This window comes from Sphingomonas sp. NFR04 (assembly GCF_900114095.1).
Lineage (GTDB): Bacteria > Pseudomonadota > Alphaproteobacteria > Sphingomonadales > Sphingomonadaceae > Sphingomonas.
Genome location: NZ_FORV01000005.1, coordinates 243,712 through 258,648 on the forward strand (window position 1 = coordinate 243,712; position 14,937 = coordinate 258,648).

The 14,937-nt window shown below is 63.5% G+C and carries 14 protein-coding genes and 1 tRNA gene; 4 read left to right on the forward strand and 11 right to left on the reverse strand.

Going from position 1 to position 14,937, the window contains the following annotated elements; translation table 11 throughout:
• Positions 1-64: 64 nt before the first annotated feature.
• The 3 genes from BM009_RS15905 to BM009_RS15915 all read right to left on the reverse strand — a co-directional run bounded on the left by BM009_RS15905 (position 65) and on the right by BM009_RS15915 (position 2,003).
• Complete coding sequence (locus BM009_RS15905) at positions 65-826, reverse strand: hypothetical protein (RefSeq protein ID WP_093297688.1); 762 nt, start codon at positions 824-826, stop codon at positions 65-67.
• Positions 827-934: 108 nt separating this feature from the next.
• Entirely contained in the window at positions 935-1,252 is a 318-nt protein-coding gene (locus tag BM009_RS15910; protein ID WP_254772311.1) for a hypothetical protein, read from the reverse strand.
• A 151-nt stretch (positions 1,253-1,403) separates the two neighbouring features.
• Positions 1,404-2,003, reverse strand: coding sequence for a hypothetical protein (locus BM009_RS15915; protein WP_254772312.1), 600 nt, complete (start codon positions 2,001-2,003; stop codon positions 1,404-1,406).
• A 140-nt stretch (positions 2,004-2,143) separates the two neighbouring features.
• On the opposite strand from BM009_RS15915, the gene BM009_RS15920 reads away from it, so the two are divergent.
• Entirely contained in the window at positions 2,144-2,419 is a 276-nt protein-coding gene (locus BM009_RS15920; protein ID WP_175488071.1) for a hypothetical protein, read from the forward strand.
• Positions 2,420-2,584: 165 nt separating this feature from the next.
• Here BM009_RS15920 and BM009_RS15925 read toward each other — a convergent pair whose 3' ends face one another.
• Together BM009_RS15925 and BM009_RS22325 are read right to left on the reverse strand one after the other, a co-directional pair.
• Positions 2,585-3,703 (reverse strand): CpaE/TadZ family protein, encoded by a 1,119-nt coding sequence (locus tag BM009_RS15925; protein WP_175488072.1) that lies wholly within the window; start codon positions 3,701-3,703, stop codon positions 2,585-2,587.
• Complete coding sequence (locus BM009_RS22325) at positions 3,696-4,160, reverse strand: hypothetical protein (protein ID WP_139216653.1); 465 nt, start codon at positions 4,158-4,160, stop codon at positions 3,696-3,698. The genes BM009_RS15925 and BM009_RS22325 overlap by 8 nt, the downstream gene beginning before the upstream one ends.
• A gap of 351 nt (positions 4,161-4,511) precedes the next feature.
• On the opposite strand from BM009_RS22325, the gene BM009_RS15930 reads away from it, so the two are divergent.
• Positions 4,512-5,528 carry a hypothetical protein gene (locus BM009_RS15930; RefSeq protein ID WP_093297692.1) on the forward strand — a complete coding sequence of 339 codons (1,017 nt, stop codon included), beginning with the start codon at positions 4,512-4,514 and terminating at the stop codon, positions 5,526-5,528.
• A gap of 75 nt (positions 5,529-5,603) precedes the next feature.
• Here BM009_RS15930 and BM009_RS15935 read toward each other — a convergent pair whose 3' ends face one another.
• The 3 genes from BM009_RS15935 to lepA form a co-directional block, all read right to left on the reverse strand.
• Positions 5,604-5,867, reverse strand: coding sequence for a hypothetical protein (locus BM009_RS15935; protein WP_139216654.1), 264 nt, complete (start codon positions 5,865-5,867; stop codon positions 5,604-5,606).
• A 15-nt stretch (positions 5,868-5,882) separates the two neighbouring features.
• Complete coding sequence (locus BM009_RS15940) at positions 5,883-7,571, reverse strand: S8 family serine peptidase (protein WP_093297696.1); 1,689 nt, start codon at positions 7,569-7,571, stop codon at positions 5,883-5,885.
• Between the two features lie 277 nt (positions 7,572-7,848).
• Complete coding sequence (gene lepA, locus BM009_RS15945) at positions 7,849-9,657, reverse strand: translation elongation factor 4 (RefSeq protein WP_093297697.1); 1,809 nt, start codon at positions 9,655-9,657, stop codon at positions 7,849-7,851.
• 162 nt (positions 9,658-9,819) lie between these two features.
• Between lepA and BM009_RS15950 the strand changes: the two genes are divergently transcribed.
• Positions 9,820-10,782: a CsgG/HfaB family protein gene (locus tag BM009_RS15950; protein ID WP_093297699.1), complete on the forward strand. Its 963-nt coding sequence runs from the start codon at positions 9,820-9,822 to the stop codon at positions 10,780-10,782.
• Between the two features lie 284 nt (positions 10,783-11,066).
• Here the strand turns inward: BM009_RS15950 and BM009_RS15955 are convergent, their stop codons facing one another.
• The 3 genes from BM009_RS15955 to pnuC all read right to left on the reverse strand — a co-directional run bounded on the left by BM009_RS15955 (position 11,067) and on the right by pnuC (position 14,596).
• A complete protein-coding gene (locus tag BM009_RS15955; protein WP_093297700.1) occupies positions 11,067-13,346 on the reverse strand; it encodes a TonB-dependent receptor in 2,280 nt (759 codons plus the stop codon).
• A 174-nt stretch (positions 13,347-13,520) separates the two neighbouring features.
• A complete protein-coding gene (locus BM009_RS15960) occupies positions 13,521-14,045 on the reverse strand; it encodes an AAA family ATPase (protein ID WP_093297701.1) in 525 nt (174 codons plus the stop codon).
• Positions 14,042-14,596 (reverse strand): nicotinamide riboside transporter PnuC, encoded by a 555-nt coding sequence (gene pnuC / locus BM009_RS15965; RefSeq protein ID WP_093297703.1) that lies wholly within the window; start codon positions 14,594-14,596, stop codon positions 14,042-14,044. The genes BM009_RS15960 and pnuC overlap by 4 nt, the downstream gene beginning before the upstream one ends.
• Positions 14,597-14,783: 187 nt before the next feature.
• Between pnuC and BM009_RS15970 the strand changes: the two genes are divergently transcribed.
• A tRNA-Pro gene (locus BM009_RS15970) sits at positions 14,784-14,860 on the forward strand.
• Positions 14,861-14,937 lie beyond the last annotated feature (77 nt).

The following is a 14,937-nucleotide window of genomic DNA, read 5'->3' on the forward strand; positions in this document are numbered from 1 at the left end:
AGACCATGACAGAGCGGGCTTAGAAAACGGTAAAATGCCGGGCGCCGGCCGCGCGTGCCTCCGTTCAGTCGGCGCGGGCGGCGACCGTCTGGACGTGGAGCGCGGGGAACACGTCCTCGATCGGCTTGCTGTCGGGCAGCACGTACACATAGCCGCCCTTGCCCTTGTACATCGGGCTCAGCAGCTTGGCGTAGAAGGTCGATGGCACGTTGATGCAGCCGAAGGTGATGCGGTTGTCTTCCGGCGTCGGCGAGGCGAGCCGCTCGCGCCGCTTCTCCTTGCGCGCCGCCACCCCGGTCGGCACCGGATGCAGCGCGACCGAGGTATAGTAATCCACCCACAGCACCCGCTCCTTGCCGACGGCGAGGCCGAACTTGGCGAGGAAGCGCCCGGCGGGGGTGGTCTTCTCGGCGGGGCCGATCTCGGACAGTTCCTTCGCGCCGATCCCCGGCGTGGCGTCGTCACCCGGGGCAATCCCGATCAGCACGGGCACCGCGGCGAGCTGCTTGCCGCTCGCATCGTAGAGGAACAGCGCGGCATGGGGCTTGTCGACGATCAGATAGGGCAGCCCGTGATTGTCCCCGGCCGAGGACACCCAGTCCTGCACCCGCAGCGTATCGGCCGAAGGCTGGAGCTTGGGCGCTTCCGGCTTGGCAGCGGCAGAAGCGGCCTTGGCGGGCGCGCGCTTGCCCTTCTTGGGCGCTGCCTTCTTGGGCGCTGCCTTCTTGGGCGCGGCGGCCTTGGCCTGGGTCTTCTGGAGGGGCGTGGCGGTAGCGGGGGGAACGAGCAGCGCCAGCCCGGCCAGCGCGAGTAAGCCTTGGATCATCGATGTCATCGCTCAGGAAAAAGGGGCGCTCAAACGAAAAGGGTGGCCGCCCCGAAGCGCGGCCACCCGGATCACGCGGCCGAAAAGGCCGGTGCGGCAAGGTCCCGCTTAGTTGCGCGGACGCTTGCGCGGCTTGGCGTTCTGCTGCTGGACCTGCTGCGACAGCGCCTGCTGCTGCTGGTCGAGCGTGTCGACGCGACCGTTGATCTGGTCGAGGCGCTGGCCGTTCTGCTGGGCCTGGCCGGCAGCGGCCTGGGCCTGCGACAGCGCCTGCTTGGCGGTGCCGTCGGTTTCCTGGAGACGCGTCTCGAGCGCATCGACGCGCTGGCTCACCGGCGCGATCTGCTCGCGGACATACTTCTTGGTGGCGCAACCGCTCAGACCCACCGAACCGATCACCAGCATGGCAACCGGAGCAAACTTCATAGCATTACGCATAAACACACCTTTCACTCGTTAATGAAACTTAAGGCTTCCTCACCAAGCCGGAGCAACGGGCCCGCAACAATCCCGATTCGGCCCGGCTGTGCCGGATGTCCGTCGGACCGAGCCGGCGACGAGGCGAAACGATCCCGCATCATCGCTTGCGCCGCGACTTGGGCCGCGCGGCGAATGGATCGCGGGGAATCCCGTCGTCGCTCGCCGCCGCCTTGGCCGGCCCGTGCTGGACCGCGACGCAGCGCTGGAGCTCCGCCACCGCCGCCCCGCTGCCGTCGAGCGGCAGCCGCGCGACCGGCGTGGTGCCGCGATCGATGTGCAGCGCCTTGGATCCGGCGAAGGAGGTGGGGAATTTGGGATCGAACGCCGCGACGAAGCCCTGCTTGCCGTCCGCGACGATGCCGATCGCCTGGTGATTGGGGTAGCCGCCCTGGCTGAGGCGGAAGGTGAGCTTGAGCCGGTCCTGGGGGCGGATCGACCAGTTCTCGTTGAGCACGGAGAAATGGTTGCTGCCGTCGCGGTCCATGCCGAGCAGCAGCGTGGTGCCGCCGGGCTGGTCGAAGCTGCGGCTGATGAAGCAGCCCGATCCATCCTTGCTGGCGGCGACCGTCCAGTCGCCGAGCTGCTTGGCGGCATAGCCCTGCGCGGCGGCCGGCGCGGCGCAGACCAGTGCCGCCGCGAATCCCGGAATCCCCCAGCGGCGGAACCGCGCTGGCTGGGAAAGACGGGGATGCGACACGTTCTGACTCACGCTGGAAACCATTTGATGAAGACGGCCCCATAACGTTGGTCTGCCGGAATGGTTCATTCGGCGGCGGAACGATCGCGCGCGCGACACGCGGCGCGTGCCTCAAAACGGGATTCGCGGTAGAAGCGACCATGGCCGATCCCCTCCCCATGCCTTCGCCCCGCGCCGCCCCGACCGGCGCCCATGCAACCCTGCGCGTCGGCGACAGCGTGGCGCTGGAGGCGCGGATCACCACCGGTGGGCTGGTGGCAGTGGCGGTGATCGTCGCGGCGGCGCTGCTGGGGTCGGCGGTGACCGTGCGGGCGGCTCGGCGTGGTGGGGGTTGGGATAAGACTTTTCCCAAGAAACGTAGCCAGCTCACACCGCCCCCTATTGCCAAGCAACCGAAAGAAGTTAGCCAGTCATAAGCAAAGCACGGCGACCACCAAGCCCTAAAGTACATTATTATTCTAAAGCACCCCATCTTCCTGTGACGAGATCACAACAAAATTTGCAAAAAATTTTTCGTACAAATCTACATCGCGAATCGGGGGCGCCGAAATGATTGATGAACTTAGAGAAGATTAATTCCGCTATCTTTGCCGCTTAAGTCCAAAAAAACGCACTATCGCCTGATTTTGCCCTCGCACAAATCGCCCCAATATCTGCTTTGTGGCATCAGACAGCGCCAGGACAAGTAAAATGTTAGAAATTATCATAACGGCCACGTCAAGGTATTGCCACGATAGTATTCTGTACCCGACGCCAGAATACGTTACCCAGATATAAATCGCCGAGAGATATAATGAAATTCCAAAAATGAATACACCACCCGCTCCCGCCTCAGGACTCTTTAACGTGACTGATCCAAATTCCTCTGGAGAAATTACACGCCCACTTTTGAAGCGATCTATCTTTTTATAAATCTTTGGTATGATAGAAAATATCTGCCTAGAAAACAGGCTCGACGGACTCGGAATCCTTCCCTGAATATACGAACGAGTTGCCTCAATATCAAAAGGCACCGCCCCGAGATAGCCAATACTGAGAAGAGCGCCAACCGTCTTTGCCAGTGGCGTTGGGTCATCCATAACCTTGTTTAGAACAAATCCTACTACCTTTGACTTTATTCTATACTCGGCGAGCACTTCGATCAGATGTTGCGAGGTACGAATTGACGTCGTGTCAGTCTCAACAACTATTAATATTTCATCAGATAACTGACAAACACCCAAGGACTCAATATCTATCCCGCCCCGGCAGTCGACAATTACAATATCCGCCAAATCTGCAGCCTGCCGAATAATATCGGCAATAGCCTCTAGCGGAGACCTATCCGCCGTGCTAAATCTCCGCTGATCGCCTATCGGAGCGAGACGAATGTTCGACATCCAAAGACTATCATATTCTAAATCATCAAATGATTTTTGCGCAGCCCAAGTTTCAAGCGGAGGCACGCTCTCGTAATGATCTAGCAGATCAGAGATACCGACACGAGAATTTCCAAACTCCCTGAACGTCAAATAGTAGCTCAAACCTCCAGTAGCAAAATCCGCATCAACCAACATGACCGTGCGATCTGCGATGGCCAACCCCTGCGCCAAAGAGACCGCCAGCATAGTTTTGCCACTACCACCCTTGCCGCTCACAACAGCTAAGATTTTTCCTCTGCGCTCTGCCTGCGGCATTAGCGTCGGCGAGCTGTCAGTCATTTGACTTACCCCCTTCCAGTAACTTAATTGTATCATCACGCTCTACCAAGCTAATCACGGGAGCACCCTTGAATAGTGGGACGCTCACAAGAATTATAAGCGAGATGGTCAGCGATAAAAAGCTAGCCATGACGCAAAGAGAATTCCACTGACCGATATCCACACCTGATCGCAGCTTAAAAATGTCATAAGCCGGCTTTCCGCCAATGAAAATGCAAGCAGAAAGGCAAAGTATAAAGCAGATAAATCCACTTGTAACCTCTTCACCTTTAGCTTTCATTTTAAATATAATCAGCGGAATGTGGAAACTAGACTCATCTTTAAGGCCAATCGGCAGGCGATAGGTAATCAATTTGCCTGATATGATGATCGAAATAGCAGCGAGCACTATCCACGATAGCAGCGCAGTCACAACAGACTGCAAAAGATCGATTGCTGATTTAGCCGTATCCCCCATACCATCCCCATTGCAGATCAGCTGATCGAGATCAACTACTCTGCCGCCTATTTGCCACTGGCCTCATCCACATGGCTGCTCTCACCGAAGAGCCATACCGATATTCGGTGCCAGAGCCACTTTTGCCAAGCACGCTCACGTTTGTGGTATTTGGTGAATTAGGCTGGAAGGCCGCAATGAAAATTGCGTCTGCACGCGAGCAGATGCGAATTTTGTGGCAAAGACACTTGTCACAGCCAAACGATTGCATCGCTATTACGAGAAACAACATATTTGGAGTTAACTATTAATAACACCACATCTAACTTTTCCTCCTTTCCGACACGAACCTATTTGGTTATATGCGCGGACATGAAGAACCGCTCGAACCCCGACTTCGTCGTGCCGGACTTCACGCCGGTACCCCGCCAACATCGCGTCGACGGCTGGACGCCCGCGCGGCAGCGGGCGTTCATCGCCGCGCTTGCCGCCACCGGGTCGGTCACCGCGGCGGCGCGGTCGATCAACATGGCCAAGGAGGGCGCCTATATGCTGCGCCTCCACCCGCAAGGCGCCGGCTTCCGTGCCGCCTGGGAGGCGGCGCTCACCGCCGGGCTCGATCGGCTGGGCGACATCGCGCTCGAACGCGCGATCGACGGCGTGCCGGTGCCGGTCTTCTACAAGGGCGAGCAGTGCGGCGAGAAGCGCTGGTACAATGATCGCCTGCTGATGTTCATCCTGCGCCACCGCAACCCGCAGAAATATGGCGCGCCCGCCGCGCTGCCGCCCGGCACCCGCCATCCCGATACGGTCGCGCGCGAGGAGTCGCCTGCCCCCTGCCCGGTCTGCGCGCGGCGCAAGGCGGAATATATGGCGCTGGCGGAGCCCGATGCGAAGATGCCGGAGGAGATGCGCAAGGTCCTCGACACGCTGTTCACCCGCTATGCCGCCAAGGTGCGGAGCGAGCGCCAGCTGCGGCTGGAGGGCCAGATCGTCGCGGCCGACTATACGTTGCGCCAGCTCACCCATATCGAGCTGATCCTCGCCAATGCCGGCATGTCGGACGCGATGATCACCTTCTTCACGACCGATTATGGCCCGAACGGCCGCGTGCAGGAATTCGCGCATCCGATGAGCGCGAAGCTCGACGCGATGCGCCGCAAGGTCTGGGGCGAATGCGGCGAGCCGGAGCGCCCGCCGCTGCCCCTGTACGCGCGGTCGCCGAGCAGCGGGACGGTCAGCGGCCCCGACTGGGACGAACGCCGGCGCGCCCAGGACAATGCCGAACGCCGCATGGCCGCGGCGCAAACGGAATGGGAAGCCGCGGCGCGGCCGGACAGCTGGGCGGAGTGGAAGGCGGCGCAGGGCGCTCCTGCCGCCGGGACATAGAGCGTCCCGAATCGTCGGCGGTACGCGATCGGGCCTGCGACAGCGGCGAGGCCGGTCGCAGCCCGCGCGCTCGGTTCAGCCTACCAGCTGACGACGCGCCGGCAATTCGACGCCGCTTATCTCGGGCAGCGCGCGCAGCTGCTTGGCGAAGGCCTCCACGTCGCTGCGATCATCCAGCGCGGCGAAAAACTCCGTCGCTCGCTCCGGATTGGACGAGTCCGGGTAGAGCGGGTGGACGTTCCTGGTCGACTTCAACAAGGCGTTGACCGCTTCCAGGGCGGGGCCAATGTTCGCAGCGTCCCGGACGCTGAAAAGAACCGTTTGCATATCGTGCGACACCTCAGTCTACCTCCATTATAGCAGCAGAGCATGCACGTCGATACATCCGTGCCCATAATCGGGGGTGAACGGCACACCGTTCATCAACGGTACGGAACGGGCACTCGTCGCAAGTTTTTCTTTGAAGCCGTTCAAGTCACGCCCATTTTTGGCCACCCACAACGCTGCGGCACCTGCCACTTGCGGCGCCGCCATCGACGTGCCGCTCTTCGTGCTTCGATACACCGTCCAGTGCACCGGCTTGTCGCGCACCATTTCGCCTGCCGCGTTGCGTCTGGCGGTCCATCGTTCCGTGCCCCGATAGGTAGGCATCGTCGCCAGGATGTCGACCCCAGGCGCGCAGATGCCGATGTGATCCCCCTTGTTGGAGAAGGTCGCGACGCCGTCGTTGAAGTCCAGCGCCCCCACGGCGACGACACCGTCATAGGCGGCGGGCCAGGAGGTGGGGCTGCCGTTGCGTCGTTCATTGCCCATGGCGGCGACCACGATCTGCCCCTGATCGACCAGACGACGGAAATGGGCCTGCTCGTGGCTGTCACCGATCGACGGTCCGCCGATGCTCAGGTTGATCACGTCGTAATTGTTGTCGACGCAGGCGGCGAGCGCGCGAAGATACATCACGGGATTCACATAATGGCCGTCCTCGGCGAACATCTCGCCATTCGCGCCCTGGAAATATTGAACCGAATCGATGTCGTCGTCGAAGATCTTGTGCACGTGCAGCCGCGCGCGGCAGACGCCCTCGACATCGCCGATCGAGCCATCCGCGGCGATCGTGCCCGCGACATGGGTACCATGGCCGATGATGTCGCGCTGGTCGGACGTCACGCCGGGATAGGGCGGTGCATAGCTATAGTTTGCGATGCGGTCGCGCAGCAGCTCGTGATGCGCATCGATGCCGGTATCGAGAACCGCCACCGTTACGCCTTGCTGCTCCGCCAGGTCCGGGATCAGCCCTGCCGCGCGCGCGGCGTCCAGCCGGATGCGCTCGAGATGCCAGGGGGCGATCGGTGCATATCCTGCCGGCCGCGGCGCCTGATAGAGTTTTCGCACCGGAACCCGCTCGACGCTCTGGACGATCTGCCCGGCACCCAGCAGCATGCCGCGAAGCTTCTCCGGATCCTGCCCCGGGCTCGCCCGGAGCAGGACCGTACCGGACAGAAGCTGGTCCGAAGGCCTGTCCGCCGCAGCCGCGGCAAAGGATTCGGCGGCGGCTGCCGCCAATCGACCGCCGCCGGGCGGCAGCGTGCTGGACAGCATGGTTTCGTTCTGGTGCGGACGACGAACCGGCACGGCCTTTTCGATCAACCCGCTGCGGGAAAGTTCGTCGAGGAACGAAGGCGCCGTCAGTACCGCCGTATCGCCATCCACCTCTACTGCCACGCCGAGCGCCTGGGCGTGGGCGGCCACGCTGTCACGGAAGCTGCGGAAATCGCTTTCCAGGATCATCGGCGCGCGTAGCGCGGCAAGCGCTTCCGGGATCGCGTCCTGCAACGCCGTCGGGTGCAGGGTCACCAGCAGTTGATTGGTGTAATAGCCGTCTACGATCTCGACCGCGTTGTCGCTCGCCATGCCGCCAATCCCCCGATTGCTCGATCCCCCGGCTCCCGCGCATGCACCACAATGCCACGGCCGTAGCGAAGGATGATCGCGGATCGCATCGTCCGCGACTGGCGCACCGCGCCACGGCGGCTGCAACGGCATCACCTCATCGAGTACAGCATCTGGCAGGCGACAGGAGCACGCAAACACGACACCCGGTCGTATCTTGGCACGCGAACACAACCGGAAAATGTCGGCGTATCTGTTCTTGGCGACGTGACGACCCTACTATGGCTGTTCACGATCGCGCAAGTATCAAATGCTGCAATGCACGCCTTGGGCAGAAGCCTCGGTCGCGTCGACATATGCGGAGCTCGGGTGGTCCGTCACGCGAACGGCGCCGGCCGCCCGCGTCGACGCAGCACCGACGCCGCCGCCCCTATTCCTCGCCCATCCGCAGCGCGGCGATGAAGGCTTCCTGCGGGATCTGCACGCTGCCATATTCGCGCATCCGCTTCTTGCCTTCCTTCTGCTTGTCGAGCAGCTTGCGCTTACGCGAGGCGTCGCCGCCATAGCATTTCGCGGTCACGTCCTTGCGCATCGCGGCGATCGTCTCGCGGGCGATCACCTTGCCGCCGATCGCCGCCTGGATCGGGATCTTGAACAAATGGCGCGGGATCAGGTCCTTGAGCCGCTCGCACATGCCGCGGCCGCGGCTCTCGGCGGTCGAGCGGTGGACGATCATGCTCAGCGCGTCGACCGGCTCGTTGTTGACCAGGATGCCCATCTTGACGAGGTCGCCGGCGCGGTAGCCGATCTGCTCATAGTCGAAGCTGGCATAGCCGCGGCTGATCGACTTGAGGCGATCGTAGAAGTCGAACACCACTTCGTTGAGCGGGAGCTCATAGGTCAGCTGGGCGCGGCCGCCGACATAGGTGAGGTTCTTCTGGATGCCGCGGCGATCCTGGCACAGCTTCAGGATCGGCCCGAGATATTCGTCGGGCATGTAGATCACCGCCTGGATCCACGGCTCCTGGATCTCCTCGATCCGGTTGGGATCGGGCATGTCGGCGGGGTTGTGGAGCTCGATTTCCTTGCCCTCGGCCTCGCCGGCCGACTTGGTGAGCTGCATCTTGTAGACCACGCTGGGCGCGGTGGTGATGAGGTCGAGATCATACTCGCGCATCAGCCGCTCCTGGATGATCTCCAGGTGCAGCAGCCCGAGGAAGCCGCAGCGGAAGCCGAAGCCGAGCGCGGCGGAAGTTTCCATCTCGAAGCTGAACGAGGCGTCGTTCAGGCGCAGCTTGGAGATGCTCTCGCGCAGCTTCTCGAAGTCCGCCGCGTCGACCGGGAACAGGCCGCAGAACACCACCGGCTGGACTTCCTTGAAGCCCGGCAGCGCCTCGGCGGCGGGCTTCTTGGCGTCGGTCAGCGTGTCGCCGACGCGGGCCTGGGCGACTTCCTTGATCTGCGCGGTGATGAAGCCGATCTCGCCCGGGCCGAGATCGGGCAGCTGCTCGATCTTGGGGCGGAAGGCGCCGACGCGGTCGACCAGATGGGTCGTGCCGGCGGCCATGAACTTGATCTGCTGGCCCTTCTTGATCGTGCCGTCGATCACGCGGACGAGGATGACGACGCCGAGATACGGATCGTACCAGCTGTCGACCAGCATCGCCTTGAGCGGGGCGGCGGGATCGCCCTTGGGCGACGGGATGCGCTCGACGATGGCGTCGAGGATCTCGTCGATGCCGATGCCGGCTTTGGCGCTGGCAAGGACGGCGTTGGAGGCGTCGAGGCCGATCACGTCCTCGATTTCGGCGCGCACCTTTTCCGGCTCGGCCGAGGGCAGGTCGATCTTGTTGATCACGGGAATGATCTCGTGGTCATGCTCGATCGACTGGTAGACATTGGCGAGCGTCTGCGCCTCGACGCCCTGGGCTGCGTCGACGACAAGGAGCGCGCCTTCGCAGGCGGCGAGGCTGCGGCTCACCTCATAGGCGAAGTCGACATGGCCCGGCGTGTCCATGAGGTTGAGGACATGGCCCTTCCATTCCAGGCGCACGGTCTGCGCCTTGATGGTGATCCCCCGCTCCTTCTCGATGTCCATGTTATCAAGGACTTGCTCGGACATTTCGCGATCGGCCAGCCCGCCGGTGCGCTGGATCAGCCGGTCGGCAAGCGTCGACTTGCCATGGTCGATATGCGCGATGATCGAGAAATTGCGGATCTTGGTGATGTCGGTGGCCATGATTCCGCGGCCGATAGCAGGCTGCGGGCAAAAGCCAAAGTACCGGATTGCACGACGTTGCAAGCGCGCTAGGCCCCGGCGATCCATTCTGTTACGCACGCGACCGGGGGGCGGTCTTTTCCCACATCGGGCCGCCTGGTTGTACAGGGAGGTTTTAGTAGGATGATGAAGCAGTTGCTCGGCGCCGCCGGGGCGATGGCATTGTGCGTGGGCGCGGTCCCCGCGCTCGCCCAGAGCAAGCCGACCAAGACGCAGCGTACGCAGGAACAGGCGATGCAGGACGTGCCGCATTGCGCGCGCAAGCTCGGCACGCTCTCGATCGTCGACGGCGACGATCCCCGCGGCTGGACGCAGTACTCGCTGGCACCGCCGCAGAAGCTGCTCAAGGTACTGGTGCAGCGTTCGGGCTGCTTCAACCTGGTCGATCGCGGCTCGGGCCTGCAGGCAGCGCAGCTGGAGCGCAACATCGGCGGCGATCTCGGCCACCAGCGCGGCGCCAATGTCGGCCAGGGCCAGATCAAGGCGGCCGACTATGTCCTCGTCGCCGAGGTCCAGGCCTCGAACCGCAACGCGGCGGGCAGCGGCGTGGCGGGTGCGGCCGGCGGCGTGATCGGCGGGCCGATCGGCGGCCTGCTGGGCGGCATCAAGTCGCGCAAGATGGAGGCGAACACCGTCCTCTCGCTTACCAACGTCCGCACCACCGAGATGATCGCGACGCAGGAAGGCTATGCCTCGAAGAACAGCGTGAGCTGGGGCGCGGGCGGCGGCGTCGGCTTCATCGGCGGCGGCCTGGGCGCGGTCGGCGGCGGCTATGACAATACCGATATCGGCCGCATCGTGACGCTGGCCTTCATCGACGCCTATTCGAAGATGGTCAATGAACTCGGACTGGTGCGGCCGGGTGACGAGGGCACCGCGCAGGCAGCCCCGACCAAGACCTTCACCGCCCAGGCGCCGGTGGCGATGCGCACCCTGCCCGCCGCGACCGGCAAGGTGATCCGCACGGTACCGGTCGGCGCGATCCTCTACCCCACCGGCAAGAAGGACGGCCTGTGGTGGGAAGTCGCCGACGAGAACGACAATGTCGGCTGGGTGCTGAACACCAAGCTCGCCCCGTCGAACTGATCGGGCGGGAGTAAGAAAAAGGGCCGTCGCGGAGACCCCGCGGTGGCCCTTTTTTGTTGTCCGGCGTCGGACCGAGGAAAAGCATTACCGCGCTCAGCAAATCCGTCGTCATCCCCGCGGAGGCGGGGATCCATTGGCGCTGATGCCGCGGTTCTTTCCCCCGGAGCACAGGGCAATGGATTCCCGCCTTCGCGGGAATGACGGAGGATTTGGGGTGCGGTCACCCCGATACTGGCAAGACGATGGCCCTCCCCGGACGGGAGAGAGCCACCGGCCTTATCCGCTTACTTGAACTTGCCGCTCAGCGAGACGCCGAACACCCGCGGCTCGTTGAGCACGGCGGCGCGGTAGTTCTCGATCACGCCCTTGAGGTTCATCTCGTTGGTGAGATTGCGCACGAAGCCGGCGATCTCCCAGGCATCGTCCGGCGCGGCATAGCCGATCTTCAGGCCGCCCTCGAAGTTGCCGTTCGCGGTGAACTCCTTGGTCTCGTACAGGACGAAGTTGGTGTAGCCCTGCAGGTTCCAGTCGGTCGATACGAACACGCGGCCGCTATTGCCCAGCGGCACGTCGTACCGCGCGTTGAGGCTGAGGTTGTACTCCGGCGCGTTCGGCAGCGGGTTGCCGTCGATCTTCGCCAGGAACAGGCTGCCCTGCTTGCGCAGCGGATCCAGCACGGTGCAGGTCACCGCGCCGCCGAACGCGCAGACCTGCGCCTCGAGGTTCCTGTCGTCGATCTCGCTGTGCAGCAGGCTCAGGCCTGCCTGGATCGACAGGTTGCGGATCGGCTTCCAATCGAGATCGGCTTCCATGCCGTACGCCTTGGCCTTGTTGGCGTTGAGCAGCACGCCGTTGCCGTTCAGGTCGTTGCCGTTCAGCTGGATATCGTCGACCGTGTAGTAGAAGCCCGACAGGTTGAAGCGCAGCGTGCGGCCGATCTGGCTCTTCAGGCCCGCTTCCCACGACAGGATCTTCTCCGAGGTGGCGGTGGTGAAGTCCGAGTTGAACACCGCCGAACGCCCTTGGATGGTCGGCCCACGGAAGCCCTTGGCGACGCGGGCATAGATGCTAACGTCCGGGTTGATCTCGTAGCGCGCGCTCAGGTCCCAACTCGGCTGGGTATCGGACAGGCGAACGTGGCGACGGCCGGTATAGGTGACGGCATTCGTCACCGAGTTCGCGGTCTTCAGCAGGTCGGTGGTCTTGGTGTCCTCGGTCACGCGGCCGCCGGCGGTGATCGTCAGCTTCGGCGCGATCTCGTAGCTCGCCTGGCCGAACACCGCCCAGCTGGTGTTCATATTGTGCAGCCGCACCCAGTTGTTGGGGTTGTTCGCGGTGCCGCTCAGGAAATAGGCGCGCTGGTAGAAATCGGTGATGTCGCGCGCGTCGAAATACATCGCGCCGACCTGCCACTTGAGCGGGCCGTTGCCGTTGCTGGCGACGCGGAATTCCTCGGTCCACTGGTCGAGGCCCTTCACCCGGCCCATCGACTCGCCGAAGCCGGCATTGCCGAAATCGGCCGCCGCACCGCCATCGGTGTCGCCGCGGCTATAGCCGGACAGCGTCTCGTAGCCGGTGATCGAGGTCAGCGTGACGCCGCCCAGATCCCAGTTGACGTGCACCGAGGCGCCGGTGGTCTTGTAGTTCTGCGGATTGTCGGCGCCCTCGTCCCAGCGCGCGCTGGTGAAGTCGACGCCGTGGATCTTGTTCGAGCCCAGGTTCAGCGCGCCGCGGCGGAACACCGTCGCGGTGCCGTCATACCAGCGGGCGTGGCCCGAGGCGAGGATCGACAGCGTCTCGCTCGGCGTGGCGAGCAGCTGCAGGCGCACGTCCTTCTCGTTGAAGCCGCCCGCGGCATCCTTGCGGCCGACGCGGGTGCCGTCGGCGCTCGGGCCGGTATAGCTGTTGTCGATATAATCGTCGCGGTGCTGGTAAAGCCCCGAGACGCGGAAGGCGAGCTTGTCCTGAATGATCGGACCGCCGACGCCGGCATCGACATTGACGCTGTTATAGCTGCCATAGCTGGCGGTGCCGCGGCCCTCGAACTGCTGCGAGGGGCGGATCGAATCGAACTTGATGATGCCGGCCGTGGTGTTGCGGCCGAACAGCGAGCCCTGGGGGCCGCGCAGCACTTCGATCTGGTTCACATCGAACACCGGGTTCGACTTCATCACGACATGCTCGAGGACGATGTCGTCCTGGATGATCGAGACCGGCTGCGAGGCGCCGAGGTAGAAATCGACGTTGCCGAGGCCGCGGATGTAGAAGCGCGGGAAGATGCGGCCGGTCGAGGATTCGACGTACAGGCCCGGCACCTTGCCCGAAAGCGCGAGCAGCGTGTCGTCGCCGCCGGCGGTATAGTCGCGCGCCTGCGATGCCGGCAGCACCGCGACCGAGAGCGGCACGTCCTGCTGGTTTTCCGGGCGGCGCTCGGCGGTGACGACGATTTCGCTCAGGCCGTCATTCGCCTGCGTATCCTGGGCGAAGGCGATGTCGGACGTGAACAGCGCGCCAAGGGCGGCGCCGATCAACAGGCTGCGCTTGTCGCGCGCGAGATTCAGCATTGGTTTTCCCCGAATGGATATCTTGATCTTCTGTGTGGACCGCGCACGGGAATGCAGCCCGGCATTTGCCGGCTGTCGTATCGACTTGATCTGTAGTTCCCTGATGCCGTCGGGGGCGGCGCTAGGCTCGGATTGTGAACTTCCTGTGACGGAATTCCGGCGGCTGCCGGTTCCTCAGATCTGTTGCCCAAAAGCCTCGATCGCGGCGAGCGCGGCGGCGGTGCGCGCCTCCCCTTCTCCCTGCACCAGTGCCCAGGGCACGCCGCGCCGCTCGAGCTCGGCGCGCGAGAGATCGAAGAAGCGCTGCCGTAATTCGCGGGTGCCGAACAGCCTTGTGCCGTCCGCTACCCAGGGCAGGTCGATGTCGAACAGCAGATAGACGTCCGCCGTGCCGGCCCAAGCATCGAACCAAGGATCGCGGGTGCCGAACAGCATGTCCGCCCACACCGCGGTCATCAACGGATCGGTATCGAGGATCAGCGGCAGCCGCGCCGTCTCCAGCATCATCCGGGTACCGGCATCGTGCGTCTTGGCGATCTCGACCAGGTCGCGCATCGTGAAGTCGGTGCCGCGCGCCTCGGCATATTCGCGGCCATATTCGTCGAGCACGGTGCCGCCCAGCGCCTCGGCCAGCCGTGCGGCGACGGTGGTCTTGCCCGTGCTTTCGGGGCCGTGGAGGCAGATGGTGCGGGGAATCATGTGCGGGCCCTGGTCCAGTCGATCGCTCCCCACACCGAAAGCGCGAGGAAAAGGCAATAGAGCCCCGCGGTCAGATGCAGCCCCTTCACCAGAAACAGGGGGATGGCGAGCAGGTCCACGGCGATCCATAGCGGCCAGCACTCCCAGGCGCGGCGGGACTGGAGGATCTGCGCGACGATGCTCAGCACCGCGATCGTGCCGTCCCACCAGGGAAAGGCCGCATCGGTAAGCCGGTGCATCAGCGCGCCCCAGCCGAGTGCTGCAAGCGCGGCGCCGATGCTCCAGGCCAGTCGCGCGCGGTTGGACAGCCGCACCACCGGCACCTCGCCGGCCTCCGCCTTGGCGCGGCGCCAATTCCACCAGCCATAGCCGTTGACGACGAAGTAGAAGCCCTGGAGCAGCGCGTCGCTGTACAGCCGCGCCTGCAAGAAGATCCAGGCGTAGAGCGTCACCATCGCCAGCGCGAAGGGATAGTTCCACAGGCTCCGCCGCACGACCAGCGCGACATTGGCGAGCCCCAGCAGGGTGGCGACGGCTTCGATCGGCGACATGGGGCGTGAGGCTTATCGGCGCGCCGGGGAGCGGTCGAGAGCGGGGAACGATGCGATGCGGAAAAAAAGCGCGGGATCGTCTTTTTGCTGCAACGAACCGCTTGACGGCTCGGCCAACCCACCCTTATAGGCGCGCCTCCAAGCTCAAGCCGGTCTGCTCCCGAAAGCATTGTAGACCGGACTCCGTCGGGGAGTAGCTCAGCCTGGTAGAGCACTGTCTTCGGGAGGCAGGGGCCGGAGGTTCGAATCCTCTCTCCCCGACCATTACTTGCATTTGGGATACAGCGGGTGACCTTCGGGTCGCCCGCTACCCCTTTTCTCCCCTTCAGCTGAAACGCGGG